Source organism: Prevotella phocaeensis (assembly GCF_900065875.1).
Taxonomy (GTDB): Bacteria; Bacteroidota; Bacteroidia; order Bacteroidales; family Bacteroidaceae; genus Prevotella; species Prevotella phocaeensis.
The window spans coordinates 83648-109128 of sequence record NZ_LT160624.1; the positions used below are offsets into that span (position 1 = coordinate 83648).

Consider the following 25481-nt stretch of genomic DNA (forward strand, 5'->3'; position numbering starts at 1 on the left):
CGTGAATAATTCGTCTTAAAGGGAAAAATATCCTATCTTTGTCATGTTTATATCGCTAAATCCTGCGCTTTTAGAAATGCGAAAAGATTATTTCGGCAGTATTTATATTATCAGGTGGCAAGTTATTCTAACTATGTCTTGCCTATTAATGTCATGTTCGCTTCCTAATCGTCGGGAGGTCGACGGGCTGAACGAGAAGTCGTATTTCTACCATTATCGTAATCTCGATAGTACACGCGTCTATGCCGAGAGGGCTTATGCGCTTTCCGGAAGGTATGGCGAAGGTATGGCAGAAGCGCTGAACAATTTGGCTTTTGTCAGTATCGTTAAGATGGATTACGAGCGTGCAAAGCAGCAATTAGAAAGGGTTGATAATATTACCAATAACCAAGTGGAACTGTTGGTGGCAGATGTACAGTTTATGCGATTGTGCCAACGCGAGTCTCGCAATCGTGACTTTTACGATTATCGCGAACAGGCTGTACGCCGAATGAAGCGTATCGATGAGGAAAGAGAATATCTGGACGCGCATCAGAGAAAACGGTTGGTATATGCGCAGACCGAACTGAATATTGTAACTTCTACTTATTACTACTACGTGGGACTGGACAAGGCGTCGGCAGAGGCCATGCTTTCCATCGATCCCAACGGAGAGATCGTGACCGATACGGCCCAAGTGCTGAATTATTACTACAATATAGGCGCGGGAGGCATTATAACTGCAAGGACTCAAGAAGAGGAAGAACAGACGGAGTTCGACTATCTGATGCGGTGTTATCTGCTGTCTCGACAATATGGATATCCGTATTGGGAGGCCAATTCCATGCAGGCGATAAGCGAGCATCTGCAATCGCCGACGGCGAGAAAGCGGCTGATTAAAGCAAATCTGCCGGCAATGAAGTTTCTCAACGTGGATAATATGCCCGATTCGTTGCTGGCCGGTAACCTTGCGCAGCGTTCGTTGGAAATATTTACCCGCTATGGAGACGTTTATCAAACGGCGGGAGCTTACAGAACACTTGCTGAATGTTATTGGGAATTAAAAGATTATCAGTCGGCCATTTTCTGTTTAAAGAGTGCATTACAGAAGAATACTGCCATCAATCGTGCTCCCGATTTGGTGGCTTCCATCCGCGAACAACTCTCATTGGCTTATTCTGCCATTGATGACAAAGCGAAAAGCGACTATAACCGCAATGCTTATCTCGATATGCAGGAAATTACGCGTCAGGATCGCCAGTTAGAGGCTCGCGCTCTCCAGCTCGATAAGTCTTCTCGGCAACTCAATATAATGATCATCGGTGTTGTGCTTATGATAGTTATAGTGAGCGCTTTGCTGTTCGTTTTCGATAGCATGCGTAAGAAAAGTAACCGTCGCTTCTCTATGCAGTCTTTGTTGGAACCTTTGAATAAATGGAAACAGCAGAATGAGCAGCATGTTGAGAAGGAAAAGGAACAGTTTGAAGAAATAAACGAGCAGCGCGAGATTGTAAAGTCGCATATTCTGAATAACAAGAAGCGAAATCTTGAACAACGGGCAAAAATATCGTTGGTAATGAGCATAACCCCGTTCATTGATCGAATGCTCAACGAGATACACCGACTGTTGGCGTCCGGTGAAGATGACACAGTGCGCACTGAGCGTTATCAGTACGTTGCCGAACTAACCGATAAAATCAATGAATACAACGAGGTGCTTACCAAGTGGATTCAAATGCGGCAAGGCGAATTCAACCTGCATATAGAGAGCTTTCCGTTGCAGCCATTGTTCGATATCGTGCAGAGAGGCCGGATGGGATTTCAGCTGAAAGGAGTAGAACTGGAGGTGCGACCGGCTACAGAAACCGTGAAAGCCGACCGCACACTCACTCTCTTCATGATTAACACTTTGGCAGACAATGCACGAAAGTTCACACCCGCAGGGGGAAAAGTGGTTATCAGTGCCTGTGCATCCGCAGACTATGTAGAGATTTCCATACAAGACACTGGTATCGGGATGGACGAGGAGCAGAGTAAACATATATTTGATCATAAGCCGATTATCGACGAAGAACTGAATAATGGCCAAAATAAGTCTGCCGACAATCAGCAACGAAGCCACGGGTTCGGCCTGATGAATTGCAAGGGCATTATTGATAAATATCGGAAAATGAGCAAAATATTCTCCGTATGCCGTATAGATGTGGAGAGTAAAAAAGGAAGCGGAAGCCGATTTTATTTCAGATTGCCTAAAGGAATTGCCAGAACCGTTGCTCTTGTTTTCGCGATAAGTCTCTTTTTCCTGTCCGGCTTGAATGCTCAAGGCAAGAAAGAACGTCTTCATAAAATCGTTTATCAGACATTGGAGAGCGATCTTTTGGGGCGTGCCAACACCTTTGCCGACAGCGCCTATTTCAGCAACATCAACGGAACGTATAGCCGAACTCTTGCTTTTGCCGACAGCTGCCGTCGCTGTTTAAACGAATTTTATAAGGCACAGTATCCGAACGGTACCGATACCATGACAGCTGTATCATCGGGTACAGAAGATCCGGCGGAGCTGAAATGGCTGCATCGCGGACTAAAAACCAATTACAACATTATCCTCGACATTCGAAACGAAAGCGCGGTGGCTGCTCTTGCATTGCATGATTGGGATACCTACCGCTTTAACAACAAGGTCTACACGCGGCTCTTCCGTGAGTGCAGTGCCGACACCAACCTCGGCGAGTACGTACGCGTCATGCAGAAGTCAGAAAGCAATAAAAACGTGGCCATCATCCTGCTGATACTCCTGCTGCTGTTTATATTCCCCGCCTACTATCTGTTGTACTACAGATACAGGGTGAACTACCGTTTCTGTGTAGACCGCATCAACGATATAAACGCAGTGTTGCTGACCGCTCTTCCTGCCGAAAAGAAACTCGAGCGTATCAATCAGCTGTGGGATGCGCGCATGTCGGTATTCAATACCCACTCGGCACCCTTATACTCCGTTGTAGGACAGATCAAGCAAGCACTGGCCCAGAGCATTCGTGCCGATAATATTTATCATGCAAACATAGAACTTGCCGAAGACGAACTGCACCGCCTGAACTACGAAAACGACAAACTGCATATCAGCAACAGTGTGCTCGACAATTGCCTCTCCACCCTGAAGCACGAAACCATGTACTATCCATCGCGCATCCGCCTGCTCGTAGACGGGGGCGATGCCAACTTGCAAAGCATCGGCGAGCTGGCCGAATATTACAAAGAACTATATGCCATACTGAGCGCACAGGCCATGCGACAGATCGACATCGGAAAAACAGTAGATAACGACATGGTGAAATATCTCTTCGAAATACTGCAGCGACTGAACGGCGAGCAAAAAATAACCTGCGAAGCCCTAGACAAAGGCGATGTTTACATATGCCTGAATGTCAATATGACCGGCCTCGCACTGTCGGAAGAACAATTGGCCGACCTCTTCACACCCAATACCGTCGACATGAACTACCTGCTATGCCGACAAATTGTCAGAGAAATAGGCGAAGCCACCAACGCACGCGGCTGCGGCATTCAAGCCATCGACCGCCAAGGAAGAATAATCATAGAAATATTTTTAACCAAACGAATATGGAAAACTTTAAAGTTATAATCGTAGAAGACGTGCCTTTAGAACTGAAAGGAACAGTAGGCATCTTCCGTAACGACATCCCCGAAGCGCGGATTATAGGAACCGCAGAAAACGAACAGGCATATTGGAAACTCATCAAGCAAGAACTGCCCGAACTCGTTTTGCTCGATCTCGGCTTGGGCGGCTCCACCACCGTCGGGGTAGAAATATGCCGCCACACCAAAGAAACCTACCCCCACGTAAAAGTATTGATATTCACCGGCGAAATACTCAACGAGAAATTATGGGTAGACGTGCTCGATGCAGGCTGCGACGGCATCATACTCAAAAGCGGCGAACTGCTCACCCGAGGCGACGTAGCCAGCGTGATGAGCGGCAAGCGAATGGTATTCAACCAGCCCATATTAGAGAAAATCGTAGACAGATTCAAGCACAGCGTGAGCAGCCAGCTACTCCAGCAAGAAGCATTCGTAAGCTACGAGATCGATGAATACGACGAGCGATTCCTGCGCCACTTAGCATTAGGCTACACCAAAGAGCAGATCACCAACCTGCGCGGCATGCCCTTCGGCGTAAAAAGTCTGGAGAAACGCCAGAACGAACTCATACAAAAACTCTTCCCCGAGGGCAACAGCGGCATCGGAATCAATGCCACGCGGCTCGTCGTAAAGGCACTGCAGCTGCGAATACTAGACATCGACAACCTGCAACCCGATGAAGAATAAAATCCTCACACTATCAGCCCTAACCCTCTGCATCGTGCAAATGCTCGTCATACTCGTGTCGTGGCTCATAACAGCCGCCATGCCCGACGCCCCCCTGCGCTCACTACTGAGCAGCGAAGGCATCAGATGGTTCTTCGGCCACCTCACAGAAAACCAGCTCACCCCCCTGCTCGCATGGATGCTATTCATAGTCATCGCCTACGGCGCCATGCGCAAAAGCGGGCTCCTGCACGCCGTCAGAATGATGGGCAAAGTAGACTTCCGTCAAAAGTTCGCCCTTCGCATCGTAATCATCGAAGTAATCCTCTTTCTCTGCGTGCTTCTGCTGCTCACCTCTGTGCCTCATGCCATCCTGTTGAGCGTTACGGGCAACCTCTTTCCCAGCAGCTTCTCTCAGAGCCTCATCCCCTGTCTGTCTTTCGCCTGCGTAGTATTCTCGATAAGCTACGGCGTCATCAGCGGCAGCTTCCATTCACTGCACGATGTTTTCGAATCGTTCACGTCGCAAATTCCCGCGCTGGCGCCCCTGCTCATCGTCTACATCTTAGCCGCGCAACTGTTCTATTCCCTTAAATTCGTACTAATAATTTAGGCCGTCCTTGCCTACTTTCTCCCCGCGCCTGCGCTCTTATTGGTCGGAGGCACATTGCTGCGTGTTCGCTTTTTCCTTCTGCATGCGAGAAATCTGTCGACTGATTTTAAAAAATAGTCGACTAATTCTGAAAATCTGTCGACAGATTTCTCGAAAAGTGACGACAGTTCCCCCGGAAAATGACGACTGAATACATCGGAATAAGCATCACAGCCCGTCGGAGATGTCATCGTATCATATTGGGATTTCGTTATTCTACATCCGAACTGACATTACAATTTATCTGAAAAATCGTTATATTAAATCTAAACTGATGCTATATTTCGAGAAAATAGACGGCCGATTGCTTGCATGCTGGCGAATGATTTCGTATATTTGCCGTATCGCCAAGGATAAATGGCCGGCGGAGGGTAAGGCTCCCGACCTCCGACGCGGCGCGAAAACAATGGCGGGAGCAACTTTCAACAGCTATGGCAAACAGACCTTTGGCCTATGTGCTCGTAGAGCGCAAGGCAAATCTCGGAAAGATGGCAGGCAAAACCGTCATTCAGGCACGTCCTACGGGGCGCAAACGGGTTGATCACCGCAACTTCTGCGACGAAGTGGCGCGGGCTACCACGTTCACCGGCGCAGAGGTAGAGGCCGTTCTCCGCCTCGCCGCAGAAATCGCCAAACGGCATGTGGAGAATGGCGACATCGTTGATTTCGGCGACCTCGGCACGCTCAGTCCCTCGTTCCAGAGCAAGCTCGTGGAGAAAGGCAAAGACACTTTCGACGCCAATCTGCACATCACCAAACCCGTGGTGCGGCTCTCGCCCTCGCGCAAATACTTCACGCTCACGGGCGTAACCTACGAGCGCGTACCGCTTCCCGTAACGAAAATAATAACGGGCGGCGGGGCGCCTAAGCCGTGATGCTTATTCTGAACAAAAAGCCGCGGAACGGTCATTCTTGATTCGTTCCGCGGCTTTTCGTTTTCGGAAAAGGCGATATACCTTTCGGAGCCATCTGTTCTTTTATGCGGTTTGTTCCGACTGTATCTGTCTTAAGAGCATCTTTTGATGTTCCGTCAGGTTGGTAGGCAGTGTTACGTTGTAGGTAATGATCAGATCGCCCGTGGTGCCGTCTCCGCGGTCGTAGCCCTTGCCTTTCAGCCTGACTTTCGTGCCGTTCTGCGTTCCGGGTTTTACTTTAAGTTTCAGGCGGCTGCCGCTTGTGGTCTGTATGATGATGTCGCCTCCGAGTATTGCCGTGAACATATCGATGGAGACGTTGGCATCCATCTCGCCTGTGGTTCTCCGCTGTGTGCGGCGGGTTGTGCGCGTTTTGGCACCGCTTCCGAACAAGTCTTGGAAGAAACTCGAGAAGCCACCGCTGCCGAAACTGCTGAAGTCGAAGCCTTCGAAAGGTGAGTCGCCGCCCGAAGACGACCACTGGAACCCTCCCACATTCTGTCCGCTTGCTGCATTGAATCCGTCTGCTTCGCGCCACTTCTCGCCGTATTGGTCGTATTTCTGCCGTTTCTCGGGATCGCTCAACACGTCGTAAGCCTCGTTGAGAGCCTGAAATTTGGCCTTTGCTTTCGGATCGTTAGGGTGCAGGTCGGGATGAAACTGCTTGGCACGCTTGCGGTATGCCGCCCGCACATCCTTCTGCGGTATGTTGCGGTCTACACCTAATATTTTGTAATAGTCTATAAATGCCATGTTTACTGAATTAATTTGTTACTTGTAGGATAGCAAAAAGTATGCCGTTGGGCCGTCTTTCTGTAATTATTTTAGCTGTATGTTGCCTGTAAATGAAAAATCGGACAGGCGTATTTGCTGTTAAAAGAATAATTGCTACCTTTGCAAAATACAAATGCGAGAAGGGAACGTGGCAATTATGAACGATATAATCATTAAGGAAAGCAGGCTGGTCGAGGCCGCTGAAAAGGGAATGGATGCCTTTGTGGATGTGTTTTTCGATGTGATAAACGGTGCGATCGGCGGAGAACTTGCAGTGGAACATCTGCAACAGCTCAATGCCGACCAGATTACGTTGTTGGCATACAGGTATATGCGGGACGAGGTGATGGACGGCGGTTTTGTGCAACTGATACATAACGGCTACGGCGGTTTCATATTTATGAACCCGTTCAACAAGGCCGTGAGGGCATGGGGGATGCAAGACCTTTACCGGATTATCAGCAAGTGCCATAGGCTTTATGCCAAATATGGCAAAGAGATAGAGAAAGATTGTAGCGACGATGAGTTCATGGCACTGTTCGAACGTTTCTCAGAGTTCGATGTGTTCGACGATGAGTTCGTGGAAAAAGAAGAAACGTTTACGGCGGCCGTAGCCCATTATATCGACGGGCATATCGAAAACTTTGCGAAGATAGAGAAAGATGAATAAAGAAGAATTGGAACTCCGCAGGAAGAGTCCTGTGCAGATAAAAAACAAAAAGGCCTCGTTCGAATACTACTTTGTAGATACTTATACGGCGGGTATCGTGCTCACCGGCACGGAAATCAAGTCGATCCGGCAGGGAAAAGCTTCGTTGGTTGACAGCTTTTGCTATGTCAACAATGGTGGAATCTGGGTGAAAGGTATGAATATTTCGCCTTATTTCTACGGTTCTTACGCCAATCACGAGGCGAAGCGCGACCGTAAGTTGCTGTTGACTAAGCGCGAAATCTATAAGTTGCAGGAGGCAACAAAGGCGGTGGGCTTTACTATCGTGCCCATACTCGTGTTCATAGATGGCAGGGGGCGCGCTAAAGTAGATATCGCCTTGGCTCGCGGAAAGAAAGAATACGACAAACGGCAGACGCTGAAAGAGAAAGAAGACCGGCGCGAGATGGATCGGGCAATCAAACATTTTTGAGCTATCATGACTTTACGAGACGCCGCGGCACAGCGGATATTGATACTCGACGGTGCTATGGGCACCATGATACAAGACTACGGGCTTACGGAAAACGACTTCCGCAATGAACAGCTGGCGAACATTCCGGAGCAAATGAAGGGTAATAATGATGTGCTGAACCTTACACGTCCGGATGTAATCATGGATATTCATCGGCGATACTTGCAGGCCGGAGCCGATATTATAGAAACCAACACCTTTTCTTCGCAACGCATTTCGCAGGCCGACTACCGTTTGGAAGGTTATGCTGCTCGGCTTTCGCTGGAAGGTGCACGCTTGGCAAGGCAGGCAGCCGATGAGTTTTCTACTCCCGAGAAGCCGCGATTTGTTGCGGGAAGCGTAGGGCCGACCAATAAAACCTGCTCTATGTCGCCCGATGTAAGCAATCCTGCTGTAAGAGAACTGACTTATGATGACTTGTATCAAGCCTATACGGAGCAGATAGAAGCATTGATCGAGGGTGGAGTGAATGCTCTTTTGATAGAAACAATTTTCGATACGTTGAATGCGAAAGTAGCTATTGATGCAGCGCAGAGCGTTATGGCATCGCATCAAATAAGTCTCCCGATCATGCTGAGCATAACTGTCAGCGATCTTGCCGGCAGAACCTTGAGCGGACAGACATTGGAGGCTTTCTTGGCAAGTATCAGTACATACGATATTTTTTCCGTGGGTTTGAACTGTTCTTTCGGCGCTCGGCAGATGAAGCCCTATCTGAAAGAGCTGGCACGGAAAGCACCTTATTATATTTCTGCCTATCCAAATGCCGGCTTGCCTAACTCCATGGGGCTTTATGATGAGACGGCCGAGTCGATGACTCCACAGATAGGAGAGTTCATAGACGAAGGATTGGTGAACATAGTCGGTGGGTGTTGCGGCACAACCGATGAGTTTATCGCCCGATATGCCCGATGGGCACAGGGAAAAAAGCCCCGCCGAGTGGTTGCGAAACCAAAGACGATGTGGCTTTCGGGGCTCGAATTGCTCGACGTAACTCGTGAAGTACAGTTTGTAAACGTAGGAGAACGTTGCAATGTAGCGGGAAGTCGTAAGTTTCTTCGCTTGATAAAAGAGAAGAACTACGAGGAGGCGATGTCGATAGCCCGTAAACAGGTAGAAGACGGGGCGCTTGTTATTGATGTTAATATGGATGACGGACTGCTCGATGCCAAGGCGGAAATGGTGACTTTCTTGAATATGATTGCCGCCGAGCCCGATATAGCAAAGGTTCCGGTAATGATAGATTCTTCGAAATGGGATGTGATTGTTGCCGGATTGAAGTGCTGTCAGGGTAAGTGTGTAGTTAATTCCATTTCGTTGAAAGAGGGAGAAGGGAAGTTTATCGAGCATGCCAAAGATGTGCAGCGCTATGGTGCAGCCGTGGTAGTGATGTGCTTTGATGAACGGGGACAGGCTACCTCTTTCGAACGCAGGATAGAGATAGCAGGGCGGGCTTATCGCATTCTAACGGAGAAGGTGGGCATGAATCCGTTCGATATCATCTTCGATCCGAACATACTGGCTATTGCCACGGGGATGGAGGAGCACGACAATTATGCCGTAGACTTCATTAAATCGGTAGAATGGATAAAGAACAACCTGCCCGGAGCTCATGTGAGTGGAGGAGTAAGCAATTTGTCGTTTTCTTTCAGAGGAAACAACTACGTGCGCGAAGCCATGCATGCTGTGTTCCTTTATCATGCCATTAAGGCGGGGATGGATTTCGGTATCGTAAATCCGGCGACTAAGGTAATGTACACAGACATACCCGAGGAGCATTTGCAGATACTCGAAGATGTGGTGTTGAACCGTCGGAAGAATGCGTCGGAAGATTTGATAGAATTGGCCGACCGTTTGAAAAAAGAAGCAGAGGAGGCATCCGCGAGACAAACTGTCGGTGACTTGCAGGCGGAAAATCGGGAAGGATGGCGCAGCGAACCAGTAGACAAACGCTTGGGATATGCTCTGAAGAAGGGGATAGGGGATCATCTTAATGAAGATATTCATGAGGCATTGAAGGTATATCCTCGTGCGGTCGATATTATAGAAGGCCCATTGATGGCGGGCATGAACGAAGTAGGGGAGCTGTTCGGTGCGGGAAAGATGTTTTTGCCGCAAGTAGTAAAGACGGCAAGAACGATGAAGCAGGCTGTTTCTATTCTCCAACCTTATATAGAATTCGAGAAGAAAGATAGTTCTTCGAAGGCAGGAAAAGTAATACTTGCCACAGTAAAAGGCGATGTACATGATATCGGCAAGAATATAGTTGCGGTGGTGATGTCGTGCAATAATTACGAAGTGATTGATATGGGAGTGATGGTTCCGGCTGAACATATTGTAAAGAAGGCCATAGAGGAGAAAGCTGATCTGATAGGATTAAGCGGACTTATTACACCTTCGCTTGAGGAAATGGTGAACGTGGCAGTGGAAATGCGGCGGGCAGGGCTTGATATTCCCATCATGATAGGTGGAGCCACAACCTCACAATTGCATGTGGCATTGAAAATCGCCCCTGTATATGGTGGCCCTGTGGTGTGGATGAAAGATGCATCGCAGAATGCTTTAGCGGCGGCAAAGCTGCTGAATAAGGCGGAAGAACCGGCGTATACTAATTCTCTGAATGAGAAGTATGCCAAATTGCGCGAAGGTTATCGACAGGAGCAGCAACAACTTGTTTCGATAGATGAGGCACGGAAAAATAAATTAAATTTGTTTGAATCTTGATTTTATTTGTGGATTTTTCTTACTAAGAGATGGTGAATAAAATGTGAAATAATATTTTGTGAAATATATAATTTACACTACTTTTGTAGGGTTTTAGTAATTTTGGAATGAAATTTAAGAATAGAAAACGGTGGCATTGCTTACCTGGTCAACCGATAACGGAACTCGATAAGCAAGTGATGTATTGGGAGAATAAAGGCAAGGAAGTGCCTACGCGTGAATTGATAAAAACGCCCGAACAGATAGAAGGTATACGAAAGAGTGGTATCGTTAATACGGGAGTGCTTGACGAAGTTGCAAAACAGATACATGCTGGAATGAATACACTCGAAATAGATAAAATCTGTTATGATTATTGCACTGGGCACGATGCCATTCCTGCATGCTTGAATTATGAAGGTTTTCCCAAAAGTGTATGTACAAGTATCAATGAGGTCGTATGTCATGGGATACCGAAAGAAGAAGATGTTTTGCAGGAAGGAGATATTGTAAATGTAGATTTCACTACAATATTGGATGGATATTATGCAGATGCATCCCGTATGTTCATTATAGGGAAAACTACTCCAGAAAAAGAACAGCTTGTAAGGGTTGCCAAAGAATGTCTGGAAGTAGGTGCTGAGGCAGCTAAGCCATTTGGGTTTGTTGGTGATATCGGGCATGCTATTCAGAAACATGCAGAAAAGTATCATTATGGAGTTGTACGTGATTTGTGTGGTCATGGAGTCGGTCTTGATTTTCATGAACAACCGGATGTGGTACATTACGGACATTGTGGAACGGGCATGTTGCTTGTTCCCGGCATGGTGTTCACGATAGAACCGATGATCAATATGGGTACATGGAAAGTATTTATAGACGCAGATGATAGATACGGATGGGAAGTTATTACGGGGGATGAACTACCTTCGGCACAATGGGAGCACACCTTTGTGATGACAGAGCATGGAGTTGAAATCTTGACATATTAAATGGAAACGAATAATATTTATATATTAGGTATAGAAAGTAGTTGTGATGATACTTCTGCGGCAGTGCTTAGAAACGATGTTCTACTGAGTAATGTAACGGCTTCACAAGAAGTACATAAGGCATATGGAGGAGTTGTTCCGGAACTTGCTTCGAGGGCACATCAACAGAATGTAGTTCCTGTAGTTGATCAGGCAATAAAGAAAGCCTGTATCACTAAAGAACAACTATCGGCTATCGCTTTTACACGTGGTCCCGGATTAATGGGTTCACTGCTTGTGGGAGTTAGTTTTGCCAAAGGTTTGGCTCGCTCATTGGAAATTCCTTTGATAGATATCAACCATTTACAAGGACATGTTATGGCTCATTTTATCAAGGAAAGTGATAATGATTATCATCAGCCACCCTTTCCTTTTCTTTGTCTTTTGGTAAGTGGAGGTAATTCGCAGATTGTAAAGGTGAATGCTTATAATGATATGGAGGTGCTCGGACAGACTATTGATGATGCTGCAGGGGAAGCTATTGATAAATGTTCGAAAGTAATGGGGCTCGGTTATCCCGGGGGACCAATTATCGATAAGCTAGCGCGTCAAGGTAATCCGCATGCTTATCAGTTTTCTGAACCTAATATCTCCGGAATGGATTATAGTTTTTCCGGTTTAAAGACGTCTTTTTTGTATAACTTGAGAAAATGGATTGAAGAAGAGACCGATTTCATCGAGAAACATAAGACGGACATAGCAGCAAGTCTCGAATTTACGATTGTAGATATATTAATGAGAAAATTGCGTATGGCTGTTGAGAAAACAAAAATTACGCATGTGGCTGTTGCAGGCGGTGTTTCTGCTAATAATGGTTTGCGAAATGCTTTTCGTGAACATGCAGAGAGATATGGCTGGACTATTTATATACCAAAGTTTAGCTATACTACGGATAATGCAGCAATGATTGGGATAACTGGATTTTATAAATATATGGATCATGATTTCTGTAGCATAGATAAACCTGCTTTCAGCAAAGTAACATTCAAATAGTTTATGCTGCTTTACGTTAATAAATAAATTTATAAAGAGATGGAATTAGAAAGTAAAGTTTTGAGTAAGGAGTTGCAACAGTTTCTTTATGATAATAAGAAAACGTTAGGTACTGCGGAGAGTTGTACTGGTGGAAGAATTGCTGAGGCTATTATTGCCGCTCCTGGCGCTTCTAATTATTTTAAAGGAGGAATCATTGCTTATACGAACGAAATCAAAGAAGATCTGCTACATGTAGACCATCAGACATTAGAAGAGAAGACTGCTGTGAGTGAGGACGTTGCAGTTCAAATGGTAAAGGGTGCTTGCAAGATGCTCCATTGTGATTATGCTATTTCTGCGACAGGTATTGCCGGACCGGGAGGAGGAACTGTTAGTATTCCGGTAGGAACGATTTGGATTGCTTGTGGAACGAAAGACAAGGTTCATACCTATAAATTGGAAGAAGATTTCGGACGTGATATCAATCTTGCGATTGCAACGAATAAAGTCCTCCGCCTATTTTTAGATTTTTTGAAAGAAGAGAATATAAATGAAATTCTAGAATTCGGAGGATAACGTTTCTGTAATTGTGATATACACCACTTAATATAGATTTTTTGCGTTAGACTCGAATACTTAAAACGGCATTTCATTGCTTAAGAAAAAAGTATCTCTTATTTTTTCTTTTAATTCCGTTAGGTAGTCTGCTGCTTATGGAGTAAGATATTTGGAGAAAAATCGTAAACATCTTGGGCAAGCATTGCTGTTTTCTAACGTAATGCTGATAAATAAAACAGACAGCCATCAATGCCATCCACTATTCCAAAGACAGATGCCTTGACACACGAGAGATGTCATATTGCAGCTACGCTATTCGTTTAACCTGCAGCGCAGCAAATACAAAGGTTTGGCGACCAATATTGAAGTTATAAAATTAAAATAATTACATACTATTTCCCGATGAAGGAAAGCCCTGTTTTCGGGCATCTTGATTTGAACATTAGCGAACAGAAAGGTATGCTCGACTATTTGGCCAATAATTTTTTATTTAAGTTCGGCCATGGAAGCGTGAGTTCTGTTACTGGAAATACTGCATATGTGAGTGCGGTTCTTTACGAACAGACTTCCTTGTGTAATTGCAAATTTGTTTTCAAGATAAACGGACAAACGCTTTCTGTAAAGGAAATGAAAATAACAGGCGCTCCATCAAGAGCTTCTATCAATCTGGTTACAGATAAATCTAACGGCGATCTTAAGTCTCATTCTGAACAGACAGATGTTATCAACGTGAAGCCCGATACACCAGCTGGATTGCTATATACTACTCTTTTCCCAATGAATAAACAGAAAGAAACATATGCGATTACTGTGGAAGGTACAGACGGAAAAACTTATACGACGAAACGAGATATGACACTCGAAGCTGGAAAGTATTATAACTTTAATATCGAGTTAGAAACAGCAGAGGAGCCACCTTATATGAATGCGATGGCGTGAAGTGGGCAAAGTCTAACTTTGTTGTATTAGATCCGTGCCGTCCGTGGTGCCAGAGTTCTTACGGTTTCTATAAAGAGCCGTGGAGCAGCAATGTTACCAAACGATGCGTTTACGATACTTTCCGTTGGGGAGTTATCGGCAACGATGCTTGGAATCCGCGCGGCTACTATTGCCCACCGTCAGGAACAAAAGAAATCAGCGGAAAGATGTACACCGATCCACAGATGCGTTGCGAGACAAAAGACTTCCGTAAGGCCCGTTATGGCGATATTGTCTACTGGGCTACGTGCGGAAAGTTCCGTTTGCCGACTGCAGAGGAAATGACAAAGCTGTTTACAGTTCGTTCGTGGGCGTATGGCATGTATGGTCGTAATCGCTACCAAAACGCTGAAGAGGTGACTTACTGTGGTCGTCGCGGAGGAGGCCATTGGGGGCGTCCCGGAGGGCATCATGAGTGGCCCGATTGTAAATTGGCTTACGGTCTTTTGTTTACATGTCCTGAGAATGGTGTACGTACAACCAGCTACGATCGCCAATGCCCGAAATGCTTCTCTTGGGAAGATATTGAGAATGGAGTCTTTTTGCCTTTTGCTGCTTACAGAACTTCAGACGGTTGCTGGAGCAGGGATGCAGCCAAATGCATAACGAAGTATATGACCTCTACGCTCTATAACAGCTGTGTAGATGCTTGGTGTTTCGGACATAGTGTGAACGAAGGAGGATATGAGAGCGATTGGAAAACCGGCAAACAATGCGATGCCCATACTTTGAGGATAAAGTATTTGCCGGCCGATTTCTTGCCTATCCGTGCTGTTTATGTAGACAAATAATTTAGTATTTTGTGTAAGGAGACGGTCTCTTTGTTATAAAGAGACCGTCTTTGCTAGAAAAAGATTCAATAAATACGTATCTTTCAGATAATCAATAAACTAAGATTGATTAAAGGATTAAAGGGTTACGACTTGGAAACGAGCGAGTTTCTTTCCCTTTCTTTATTCTGCAATGCTTAAAAGAACACGTAAATTGATAATACAAAGATAATATTTTCACCGCAAAAACAGCGTGTTTTTACGGAAATAAATAGAAGGCACACCTAAAAATAATCACATACAAAGTCTAATGGGGTAATTTGACGGGATTTTCAGCCTAATTATATTAAGCCTGAAATAATACTCAGAATCAACTCTTTTGCATTGCAAAATGAGAAAAATGAAACTTTTCGAAAAAATCTTCCGAAAAATTTGGTAGATTGAAATAATTTGCATAATATTGGGCTTATAATCAAAGAACAAACGTCCTGTTTTGAGTTTAACATTATAAGATTATGGAAAATCAAACAGGTAAAGAAAAAATAAGTAAAAGGGATATTATCCCTAAACGAATCATTCAGACTATTTCTGAAAAAAGGCTATGCAGCTGTATCGTTCTCGGATTTGGTCGAAGCAACCAGCGTTTCTCGTGGAAATATGTTTCATCACTTTAAGAATAAGGAGGATATATTCAACCATACTGTTGACAGGTTTGTGTTTGAATTCTTGACCAATGATATTTCAGACCTTCTTGAACTTACAAGCTCAACGCCATTAAAGGACTTCATCGACAATCGTATGGAAAACATCGGTCGTCGTATGAAATCATTTTTTATGATTACAAAAGGCACAGTCACTCCTGCCAATTTCATGTCGTTCATTTTGTATCTAAAAGACAACTATCCAAACTGGAAAGAGAAGTTTCAAGAATATGAGGAAAGAAAGAACAGTGAATAGTATGAGGTAATAGAACTAGCCAAGCAAAAGGGGGAAATTGTTCAGACTGTGGAGACCAAAAAGATTATCTCTTCCATTAGGAACATTTATCTTGGATTATCGTACAGAAATGCCTTGAGTAGCCAGCTTTCCATCTCAGAGTTGAAAGATCAGATATACACAATATATAATTTAATAACCAAATAATGTTCTTCTGGAAAAAGCAGTATACATCAATAGTGTGTCGGCATATCTCCCTAATTCTCCCATTGTCAACGAGGAAATGGAAGATTATATTGGGGAAATTGGTGGAAATCCTTCAAGGGTTCGTTCTATTGTCATTAGACAAAATGGCATCAAAACGAGGTATTATGGGTTGGACAAAAATCAAAACATAACCCACTCCAACGCGCGACCGGCAAAAGAAGCCGTATGTAGGCTGTTTGAAAATGGAAGTATCCCTAACGACCTAACCCTTTTGGCTTGTGGAACAAGTACGCCCGACCAACTGCTTCCTTCCCATGCATCTATGGTTCACGGAGAGTTGACTAATTTTCCAATGGAAATATTCTCGTCGGAAGATGTATGTCTGACTTCATTGCAGGCATTGAAAATATGCTATAGCAATATTCTTGCAGGACTGCATCAAAAAGCCGTATGCGTGGCATCAGAATTGACTTCACCTGCATTGGTATCCAAATTTATGACCCAGAGTATGAAGCTACACACGACAATCCTGACAAAGATCCATATATGGCTTTTGAGAAGGATTTTATGCGGTTCATGCTTTCTGATGGTGCAGGAGCGATATTGGTGCAAGATCATCCCGAAAGGGCGTGTCCTCTCAAAATCGAATGGGTCGATATGACTTCCTATGCCAACGAACTACCTACCTGTATGTTTATGGCGTCAGAGTTGCAAGAAAACGGACGGCTTAAAAGCTGGAAGGAGTTCTCTCCTGATGAGATTAAGGAACGTGCCGTACTCGTGGGCAAACAGGACATTCGGCAGCTAAAAAAATACATTATCAAGTATTGGGTTAACCACATCGAAACCGTACTTGCCAAGTATCATGTAAAAGCGGAAGAGATAGATTATGTCATACCTCATGTTTCCTCAATGTTTTTCTATGAGAAGTTAAATGATGAAATAGCAACTCGTAACATTGCTCTGACAAAGGATAAATGGTTTACAAATCTGACTTCTGTTGGCAACATCGGTTCCGCTGCCATTTATGTGGCATTGGACGAATTGATACGAACAAAAGAAATAAAACGAGGGGAAATGATACTTCTTCTTGTACCGGAGAGTGGTAGATTCTCATATGGAACGGTATTATTTACTGCTGAATAAGTAGGAAACCAGCTTATTGCTCTTTTGCAAGGACGCAATAAGGTTTTGTATGAGATGTATTAGTAATTAAATTTTAAGAAGCAATCAGAGAATTAAAACACAAACTTAGTTGTTTGGAAGCTGTAAAGTTGATTACAGTGCAGCAATATCCTTACCGATTAATTCGAAAAACTGTATGAAATAAAGGACGCGGATTCGAAAGGCGACACGAGTAGAAAACGCAATTAAAAAGAAATTATGAACGATTTAAAGATCTTAAACCATGGGCGAACAGATTTATTAAACCCCATGAATGATGAAGAAATGAACTTCCTTACTGGAGGTGTTGATTCTCAGGTAGAAGTTTCTTGCAAAAAGGGCTATACTTCCATGGAATGTAAATGTGGTTATCAAGGTCCTGCTTTTTTAACAGAAAGGACTGATAATTTGGAAAAACCAGCAACTCAAGCCACATAATTTATTAACTATGGAAAGGTGTGAGATTTAGTCAACTACACCTTTCCATTATAATTTAGATATTATCAATGGAACTTTCTAAATATAATATTTACGCAAAGAGAGATGGAAAAGTTTCCATTTTCAACACTTTCACAAGCGCATTAGTACAACTTGATAATAACATCTTTAATGGTTTATTCACAATAGAAAATAATTCAGATATTATTAAGCAATTAATTGATATGGGAATTATTATAAATGACAGAAAAGAAGAAATACAGAAATATAAATACATTCAGTATTCCAAAATGTTCCGTAATAATCGAATATTGCTTTATATCTGTCCAACAATGAACTGCAACTTCTCATGTTCTTATTGCTTTGAAGCTGGGAATAAAAGAAAAATTAACATGACAGAAGATGTGGAAGATGCAGTTGTCCGTTTTTTAGTGAAAAACAAAGAGAAAAAGATTTCTATAATTTGGTTTGGAGGAGAGCCATTATTGAATATAAGGACTATAGAAAGTATTACCAAAAAATTAGAAATGGAGCATATTGACTATTCATCATCAATGATTACCAATAGTAGTTTATTGAACAGCTATGCTATTGATATTCTCAAAAAAATCTATAGAGTTCATTCAGATTTCAATGGATGGAACAAAAACAATACATGATAGCAGGAGATATTTTCATTCAGGGAAAGGCTCATTTGATATTATAATTTCAGGTATCAAACGATTGTTATCAGAGACTTCAATTCCCATAACCATACAGGTAGCGATTGATAAAACAAATTTCCAAGAATATGAGAATTTATTAGGTTTCTTTAATCAAGAGTTCCCTTCTCAAATGAAGAGAAAAAGAATACAATTAAACTACAATATAGTGAAAGATTGCACTAATTTTGACACACAAGGTTCTTGTATGAATCATCAAGACTATTTTGATTACTTAATGCGGATTGATAAACTAAAAATTAATAATAAAAGAAACTTATTTCTCCCTGATATCGCTTCCCCCTGTATGTATAACTCTGTAGGGACATATGCAATAACGCCAGATGGAGAAATTTTCAAATGTATAGAACACGTTGGGAATAAAAATAAATCCATAGGAAATATTTTAAAAGAAAGTATATCACTGGAAAGACTGTCTTCTTGTTTTTTCAAGGCTAATCATCTTGAAAATTCTGAATGTATTGACTGTCCCGTCTTGCCAGTTTGTGGAGGAGGCTGCCCTCTTGATAGAGAAATAGACCAAGGGGTAAACAGTGTAGCCTGCTCTTTTTATAAAACATATATTGACAAGATTTTATCTCAGATGAAGTTATGAAGAAAGAATGTATCCTGATAATCTTAAATTTGTTATTGAATTTGCCTCTCAATGCGCAGGAGATACGAGGACAAGTATTTAATGAGCGTGGTGAGATGGTTGCTTATGCCAATGTTATCCTGCTGACAAAATCAGACAGTACTTTTATTTCAGGAGCAGTAACAGCTGATGATGGGCATTTTCTGCTGTCGAATCCGACAAAATTGTCTTTGGATGACTGTCTTATCAGGATAAGCAGTATTGGCTACAAAAACATATATTTGACTCCTCGTGTGGATATGGGAACCATTATGATCATTGAAGAGACACAAAAACTGAATGAAGTGGTAGTGTCCGGGAAACGTCCTGTCATTCAAATGAATCGAGGGAAAATACAAGTCAATGTGCAGCACACCTTGTTGGCACGAACAGGCGATGCTATTCAGGTTCTGTCCATGATGCCTTTTGTCAGTCGTACGACGGAAGGTATCTCCGTCTTTGGCAGAGGAACACCTCTGATTTATATAGACAACATCAAGATTAACGATGTAAATGAGTTGCAAAAACTTTCCAGTGATGAGGTGAAACATATTGAAATCAATCTTCATCCAGGTGCGAACTATGGAAACAACGTAAAAGCAGTCATTAACATAAGGACTATCCGGAAAGGTGAAGGCTTGAGCGTCAATCTTACAGCATGTGAAACTCTGGTAAAACATTTCAATCATTTAAAGTTTGGAAAGTTGAACTATCGCTTGAGAAAGTGGGATTTTTTCGGTGGTATGGACTTCAGATACGATCGCAAAGAAAGTTCGACAGGAAATTTGATTGATTTTGACCATAACAGTAACACCATCAATGTAGACCAATCGTTCAACAATAATATTAAAAACAAGTCATTCAATATAAACTCGGGGTTCAACTTTTCCAACAATGGGAAAAATGACTTTGGCATGAAATACAACTTTTCCCGGGCACCATCCAACAGAGATGAAATGAGCGGAACCAGCATATATTCAGTGGATAATGCCACAAAACATTCGGAAGATGTCATGCTGCTGGGAAAAAATGAAAAAACAAATCATGCACTGAATGCCTATTACATCACCTCATGGGGGAAAGGTAATAAATTGACTATGAATGTTGATTATATGCATGGGAAAGCACTTTCTCAATACGAAACCTACTGGGCACAAGAAAAAGATGTGGATTCTAAAAATAAATCCGATTATCACCTATATACAGGCAAGGCAGAAATCCTTAACCCATTGTGGGGTGGAGAGCTACATTATGGCTTGGAATTTTCTTTTACAAAAAACAACTATTCATATTATGCCGAACAAACGAGCAATACAGCTTTAAATGAGAGTGAAGATGAAAACCGCCAAAGATTGTGGGGGCTCTTTTCTTCACTGTCGAAGACTTTCGGGCATTTTTCCATAGAAGCGGGAGGGCGCATAGAAATTGCCAATTATCAATACTTTCATGATGAGAAGCTCAATAAGGAGGTTAGTAAAGACTATAAGAAAATTTTGCCCTACTTGCAGATTGATTATGACAAGAATGCTGTCTCCATGTCATTGAGTTACACGAACTCCATTCATCGCCTCTCTTATGGGCAATTAAACAGCAGCACCGTATATGTGGACAAATATACCTATCAACGAGGCAACCCACTGCTGCTGTCGGCCTATGACTATATTCTGGATTTCGTGTTTTCGTGGAAAGGTCTGATGATTGATATAACACATACTTGGTATAAGAACAGTCTCATGCGAACAACCCAGAAGTTAGAGAGTACTTCAGCGATGTTGTTTACGACAGAAAACATTCCATATTATCGGGAATGGAGCGCAACGGTGAGTTATTCATCAACGATAAAATTCTGGCGTCCTAAAGTTGAAATGAGTGTATTCAAGCAAACTTTTACGTATCATGGCAGAAACTACAATAAACCTTATTTCAGTTATGAACTTAATAATCTCTTCCGCCTCTCGAAGCACGTCAATCTTTCGTTCGACATGTGGGGAACGGCAGCAGGCAATCTCTATTTGTCTGATTTCAAACCCTCTTTCCGTACCGACATCGGTCTGAATGCCTCTTTACTAAAAAACAAGTTGACGGTGTGGATTAAGGTTTCAGATTTATTCAATACCGACAAGGAGCGATGGAGCAGCCATATCAATGATGTCTATTACTCAAAAAACAGAAAACTTGATACACGGGGCGTGATGCTACAGTTGCGCTATTCATTTAATCCACAGCGCAGCAAATATAAAGGAAGAGCAACAAGTAGCGAAATCAATCGATTATAAAAGCAACAAGTTATAATTGTATTCATCATTATGATATATATTAAACAACAAGATGCAATGGATTGTGGTCCTACTTGTTTGGCTGTGATTACTAAGTACTATGGTATAAAAGCTGATATGGAGAGATTACGCAAACTTTGTTCTTTGAATAAAGATGGAGTTTCTATGTTGGGTATCAGTAAAGCTGCAGAAAAGATAGGTTTTAAGACTGTTGGAGGATGGCTATCTTTTGACATACTTGCAACAGAGCAACCATTGCCATGTATAGTTCATTGGAATCAAAATCATTTTGTCGTTGTTTATAAGATAAAAAAGTATAAGAAAGGAAAATATACCATCTATGTGGCAGATCCGGGGAAAGGACTTGTTACCCATACCCAAGAGGAGTTCTGCGAGCATTGGGTAAGCACTAAGACCAACGGTGAGGAGAAAGGTGTCGCCCTACTTCTTGAGCCAACAGAACAGTTCTACGCTCAAAACGATACGGAAACAGCACCTACTCAAAGTCGAGTGAAGTTCCTTTGGAGCTATCTCAAAAAGTACAAGCGTTTCTTTACGCAACTCATTCTCGGTCTGTTGCTCGGCTCGCTCCTGCAACTCATTTTCCCATTCCTCACCCAAGCCATCGTCGATACAGGTATAGGGGGAAAGGACATCGGTTTCGTGTGGTTAGTTCTTTTGGCAGAGATGATGCTCCTCTTCAGTCGTACTGCTATTGATTTCATCCGCTCGAAGATACTCCTGCACATTTCTACACGTATCAATATCTCGCTCATTTCAGACTTTTTCATCAAGTTAATGAAGCTCCCGATGAAGTTCTTTGATACAAAGCTGATGGGCGACCTCTTGCAGCGCATCGAAGACCATCGCCGTGTGGAGCAGTTCCTCACATCAAGCAGCCTGAGCCTGCTCTTTTCGTTCTTCACATTTTTGGTATTCGGCGTCGTCCTTGCAGTCTATAATCTCGGCATCTTCCTTGTATTCCTCATGGGAACATCGCTTTATGCAGGCTGGATTATCCTCTTTCTCAAAAAACGCAGACAATTAGATTATAAATACTTTGAGCAGGCAGGACGAAACCGCAACGTTACATACCAACTCATAGGGGGAATGCAGGAAATCAAACTACAGGGTTGTGAGCAGCGCAAGCGTTGGGAATGGGAGGGCGTGCAAGCCGACCTTTTCAAGGTCAATCTGCAATCCCTGAACCTGCAACAAGTACAGCAAGCAGGAAGCATTACCATCAACGAGGTTAAGAACATTCTGATTACAGTTCTTGCCGCCACTGCTGTGGTACATGGCAGCATGACGCTCGGTATGATGCTGGCGGTGCAGTATATCATCGGACAACTTAACAGTCCCGTGGAGCAACTTATTCAATTCATCTATTCTTGGCAGGACGTGAGCATCAGCCTTGACCGTATGAACGAAATTCATACCGAGACCAATGAGGAGAATACGGAACGGACAAGGAACAACTATACCGAAGAATCTACAGATGGGCATTCGCTTGCCATAAAAGACCTTTCATTCAAATACGACATATACAGCTCGAAAGATATTCTCTCGAACATCAACCTTTTCATTCCCAATGGCAAAGTAACGGCAATCGTTGGGGCAAGCGGAAGTGGAAAAACCACGCTAATCAAACTCCTTTTGGGATTCTATGAGCCACTGAATGGAAGCATCAAGATAGGCAATGCCAATTTGAATGAATGCAATCTCGGCTGGTGGCGAAGCCAATGCGGTGCAGTGATGCAGGAGGGCTACCTGTTCTCCGACACCATTGCAAGAAATATCGCCATTTCGGATGATGATCCCGATATAGAGCGTATCCGCCATGCTGCCCGAGTGGCAAATATCGCAGACTACATCGAAGCCCTACCTTTGGCTTACAACACAATGATAGGACAGGACGGGCAGGGCATTAGTCAAGGGCAACGGCAACGTATCCTCATAGCGAGAGTAGTCTATAAGAACCCGATGTTCGTATTTTTGGACGAAGCCACCAATGCTCTGGATACCAACAACGAGCGAGCCATCACCGAAAACCTCTCGGAGTTCTACAAGGGAAAAAACGTAGTAGTAGTGGCACATCGTCTTTCCACTGTCCGCAATGCTGACCAAATAGTTGTGTTGGATGAAGGAAAGATTGTAGAAGAAGTCGGGACACACGAGGAACTGACCGCCAAACGTGGCAAATACTTTGCCTTAGTGAAGAATCAATTAGAACTTGGCAACTGATATGGAAGAAGAAAAAAACAAGAAAAAAGTTTTGAGCTACGTAGCGAGAAAGTACGTAGCATTGTCGGACAAATTCCCTCCTCATTGGTTCGCTACGGCATTGCCGCTATCGGGGTGGTACTGCTTTGTCTTTTTGCTGTAGCCTATTTCCTGCCTTATAAACAAGTCTATTCGGGAACGGCTACCATACATGAAGTAACAATCACACCAAACGACAGTACGGATATAACCATCCTGCTCAGATTTGAGAACAAACGTCCATATAATGTAAACGGACAAATGCTTTATCTGCAAGTTGTCAATGGTACGTTTACTGGAAAAATACAAACCCTTTCCGCTATCCGTGACACATTGGAGTGTCAGGAAACCCTATGCCGTTTCAAGTTAGTCGACATAAAAACGGTAGAAAACCAGACGGTGGATTTTCAGATAGTACGTTCATCGGGCAACCTGCTGCAAAAAATGCTTGGGAGAATATAATCCCACCTCATATTTCTTATCTCTCCCGATAATCAATGGTTAAACTCACTGTCTGCTCTTGTAAGGCGGTGAGTTCTTTTTCTAGCAGGATAAGTTCTTGTAACAATGCTTTTTACTCTTTTCTCAGCCGTATAAAGGTGCATCAGCCGTAGTACTTGATTGTAGTTTGTACCAATCTTATGTACTTGGGCTGTGAGTTCAGAGAGCTTGCGGTAATACTCCACGGCGGACTTATCCACCGTTATCACTTTGAAACTCTCTCCGAGAATGCGGGCACGCACGAAATCGGATTTGCTCACTGCACCCGACTTGCTGTACAGGCCAATGGCACGCAACTGGTCTTTCACATCGGGCATACGGGTGTCCCATCTGTCCCAGCGTGGCACTTCTTCTATCTTGCGATGACCGTAACTGTTGTTATTAAGTGGTTCTAATTTAGGCATAATCTTACTTGTTTTGTTTGTTTTCTAATCACGAATTCGGAGTGATTTAATCCCCTTTCGGGGCAAGGGTATTTGTGGGACAAATGGCAGTTTGTCGGACAAAGACACACCTTGCTGCCAGTATCAAGATATGATACTTTTGTAGTTGATATTACCTGCTGATATTTTTTGACCGAAGTTTCGACTTGTCGACATATTAACCTGTCGATAAGTCGACTTATCGACTGAGGCAAGTCTATAGTTTGGGCAGTAAGTCAATTTTGAGTTGAGTTAAAACTAACTTCCTGACCAATTAACTTCTTGACTTACCTTATTTTTAACTATGCTCTTGACTTAGGTTATACTTCTTGTGGCTCACTCCAGCTTCTTAGGTATTGGGTAATAATGTCTTTCGAGCATGGCTTGTATGTCGCTCTGCTTGTAGAGTATCTTGCCACCGATTTTGTAGTAGGCAATCGTGCCATTGTCCCGATAGTCCTGAAGTGTACGAGTGCTCAGCCGTAGCAGGCTGCAAACCTCCTCTCCCGTGAGATAAACCTCTCCGCCCAACATGGGGCGAGCCGTTGCGCAATAACGCTCCATATTCTTCAATACGCCCTCCATCAGTTGCGAAAACATCTGCATTTGCGGGTCTTGCTGTGTGATGATTTCGTTCTCTGTCATAATTCCATTCAGTGTTTGAGTTCATTCATTTTTTGCATTCAGTAACTCCGTGATGTCGTTCTTCTTATAATAACATTTATGCCCAATGATGGAGAAGGGTATTTTACCTGTATCCCGATATGATTGCAGGGTGCGCTTGCTGATGCCAAGCCTGCGGCATACGGCTTCGTTGTCGAGCCATTCGTCCGTTTCGGGCGGATTGCCCATAAGCAGTTCGATACGATGGATAAAGTCTGCAAAGTCGGAGCTGTGCCGCTCCTATGCCTTGCGGTCGATGATGATAAGTTTCATTGCATTCATTTTGTTTTGATTACATTGTTGTTACTCGGCAAACAAACTAATATACAGTCCGTTGCCACTGTTGTCGTGTGTAAAGGTAAGCGCAGGGAAGCTTTGAAAAAGAGAGGGAGAAAAGTAGGGAAATAGAGGGAAACAAGGGAAGTCAAAGACG

Annotated in this window: 21 protein-coding genes and 3 pseudogenes; 20 read left to right on the top strand and 4 right to left on the bottom strand. The window is 43.3% G+C overall.

The features are described from left to right. Window positions 1-43 precede the first annotated feature (43 nt). From BN3912_RS05780 to BN3912_RS05795, 4 genes are all read left to right on the top strand, one after another. Entirely contained in the window at window positions 44-3622 is a 3579-nt protein-coding gene (locus tag BN3912_RS05780; RefSeq protein ID WP_023983260.1) for a sensor histidine kinase, read from the top strand. Beyond that, window positions 3601-4326 carry a DUF5932 domain-containing protein gene (locus BN3912_RS05785; RefSeq protein ID WP_004370337.1) on the top strand — a complete coding sequence of 242 codons (726 nt, stop codon included), beginning with the start codon at window positions 3601-3603 and terminating at the stop codon, window positions 4324-4326. The genes BN3912_RS05780 and BN3912_RS05785 overlap by 22 nt, the downstream gene beginning before the upstream one ends. Before the next feature lie 244 nt (window positions 4327-4570). After that, complete coding sequence (locus tag BN3912_RS12445) at window positions 4571-4918, top strand: AbgT family transporter (protein ID WP_230204670.1); 348 nt, start codon at window positions 4571-4573, stop codon at window positions 4916-4918. A gap of 470 nt (window positions 4919-5388) precedes the next feature. Further along, window positions 5389-5832: an HU family DNA-binding protein gene (locus BN3912_RS05795; RefSeq protein ID WP_023983258.1), complete on the top strand. Its 444-nt coding sequence runs from the start codon at window positions 5389-5391 to the stop codon at window positions 5830-5832. Window positions 5833-5934: 102 nt separating this feature from the next. On the opposite strand, the gene BN3912_RS05800 is transcribed toward BN3912_RS05795, so the two are convergent. After that, complete coding sequence (locus BN3912_RS05800; RefSeq protein WP_023983257.1) at window positions 5935-6624, bottom strand: DnaJ domain-containing protein; 690 nt, start codon at window positions 6622-6624, stop codon at window positions 5935-5937. Window positions 6625-6802: 178 nt separating this feature from the next. On the opposite strand from BN3912_RS05800, the gene BN3912_RS05805 reads away from it, so the two are divergent. The 16 genes and pseudogenes from BN3912_RS05805 to BN3912_RS05865 all read left to right on the top strand — a co-directional run bounded on the left by BN3912_RS05805 (window position 6803) and on the right by BN3912_RS05865 (window position 23924). Continuing rightward, on the top strand, window positions 6803-7315 hold the full coding sequence (locus tag BN3912_RS05805) for a DMP19 family protein (protein ID WP_036859140.1): 513 nt from the start codon (window positions 6803-6805) through the stop codon (window positions 7313-7315). Continuing rightward, complete coding sequence (gene smpB, locus BN3912_RS05810) at window positions 7308-7787, top strand: SsrA-binding protein SmpB (protein WP_023983255.1); 480 nt, start codon at window positions 7308-7310, stop codon at window positions 7785-7787. The genes BN3912_RS05805 and smpB overlap by 8 nt, the downstream gene beginning before the upstream one ends. 6 nt (window positions 7788-7793) lie before the next feature. Further along, the gene (gene metH / locus BN3912_RS05815; protein ID WP_023983254.1) at window positions 7794-10553 is read left to right on the top strand and encodes a methionine synthase; all 2760 of its coding nucleotides are present in this window, start codon (window positions 7794-7796) and stop codon (window positions 10551-10553) included. A gap of 107 nt (window positions 10554-10660) precedes the next feature. Then, window positions 10661-11524 carry a type I methionyl aminopeptidase gene (map, locus tag BN3912_RS05820; RefSeq protein WP_023983253.1) on the top strand — a complete coding sequence of 288 codons (864 nt, stop codon included), beginning with the start codon at window positions 10661-10663 and terminating at the stop codon, window positions 11522-11524. Then, a complete protein-coding gene (gene tsaD / locus BN3912_RS05825) occupies window positions 11525-12556 on the top strand; it encodes a tRNA (adenosine(37)-N6)-threonylcarbamoyltransferase complex transferase subunit TsaD (RefSeq protein ID WP_023983252.1) in 1032 nt (343 codons plus the stop codon). 39 nt (window positions 12557-12595) lie between these two features. Next, entirely contained in the window at window positions 12596-13114 is a 519-nt protein-coding gene (locus BN3912_RS05830) for a CinA family protein (RefSeq protein ID WP_023983251.1), read from the top strand. Between the two features lie 384 nt (window positions 13115-13498). Then, window positions 13499-14035 (top strand): fimbrillin family protein, encoded by a 537-nt coding sequence (locus BN3912_RS12450; RefSeq protein ID WP_023983250.1) that lies wholly within the window; start codon window positions 13499-13501, stop codon window positions 14033-14035. Continuing rightward, complete coding sequence (locus BN3912_RS12455; RefSeq protein WP_023983249.1) at window positions 14032-14865, top strand: hypothetical protein; 834 nt, start codon at window positions 14032-14034, stop codon at window positions 14863-14865. The genes BN3912_RS12450 and BN3912_RS12455 overlap by 4 nt, the downstream gene beginning before the upstream one ends. 636 nt (window positions 14866-15501) lie before the next feature. After that, a complete protein-coding gene (locus BN3912_RS12465) occupies window positions 15502-15801 on the top strand; it encodes a hypothetical protein (protein ID WP_023983248.1) in 300 nt (99 codons plus the stop codon). A gap of 193 nt (window positions 15802-15994) precedes the next feature. Then, window positions 15995-17133 (top strand): annotated as a pseudogene (locus tag BN3912_RS05845) (StlD/DarB family beta-ketosynthase). Window positions 17134-17370: 237 nt separating this feature from the next. Then, the gene (locus BN3912_RS11960; protein ID WP_023983246.1) at window positions 17371-17589 is read left to right on the top strand and encodes a hypothetical protein; all 219 of its coding nucleotides are present in this window, start codon (window positions 17371-17373) and stop codon (window positions 17587-17589) included. Between the two features lie 68 nt (window positions 17590-17657). Beyond that, window positions 17658-18248, top strand: a complete 591-nt coding sequence (locus tag BN3912_RS12470) for a radical SAM protein (RefSeq protein ID WP_023983245.1) — start codon at window positions 17658-17660, stop codon at window positions 18246-18248. After that, window positions 18223-18906, top strand: a complete 684-nt coding sequence (locus BN3912_RS12475) for a radical SAM protein (RefSeq protein ID WP_023983244.1) — start codon at window positions 18223-18225, stop codon at window positions 18904-18906. The genes BN3912_RS12470 and BN3912_RS12475 overlap by 26 nt, the downstream gene beginning before the upstream one ends. Further along, window positions 18903-21200, top strand: coding sequence for an outer membrane beta-barrel family protein (locus BN3912_RS05855; RefSeq protein ID WP_023983243.1), 2298 nt, complete (start codon window positions 18903-18905; stop codon window positions 21198-21200). The genes BN3912_RS12475 and BN3912_RS05855 overlap by 4 nt, the downstream gene beginning before the upstream one ends. A 30-nt stretch (window positions 21201-21230) precedes the next feature. Further along, on the top strand, window positions 21231-23444 hold the full coding sequence (locus BN3912_RS05860) for a peptidase domain-containing ABC transporter (RefSeq protein ID WP_036858944.1): 2214 nt from the start codon (window positions 21231-21233) through the stop codon (window positions 23442-23444). Between the two features lie 60 nt (window positions 23445-23504). Further along, entirely contained in the window at window positions 23505-23924 is a 420-nt protein-coding gene (locus BN3912_RS05865) for a hypothetical protein (RefSeq protein ID WP_051403416.1), read from the top strand. Between the two features lie 16 nt (window positions 23925-23940). On the opposite strand, the pseudogene BN3912_RS05870 reads toward BN3912_RS05865, so the two are convergent. The 3 genes and pseudogenes from BN3912_RS05870 to BN3912_RS05880 form a co-directional block, all read right to left on the bottom strand. Next, window positions 23941-24367: pseudogene (locus BN3912_RS05870) on the bottom strand (plasmid mobilization protein). A gap of 354 nt (window positions 24368-24721) precedes the next feature. Further along, window positions 24722-25030 (bottom strand): helix-turn-helix domain-containing protein, encoded by a 309-nt coding sequence (locus tag BN3912_RS05875; RefSeq protein WP_023983239.1) that lies wholly within the window; start codon window positions 25028-25030, stop codon window positions 24722-24724. A gap of 21 nt (window positions 25031-25051) precedes the next feature. Then, window positions 25052-25321: pseudogene (locus tag BN3912_RS05880) on the bottom strand (helix-turn-helix domain-containing protein). Window positions 25322-25481: the final 160 nt, after the last annotated feature.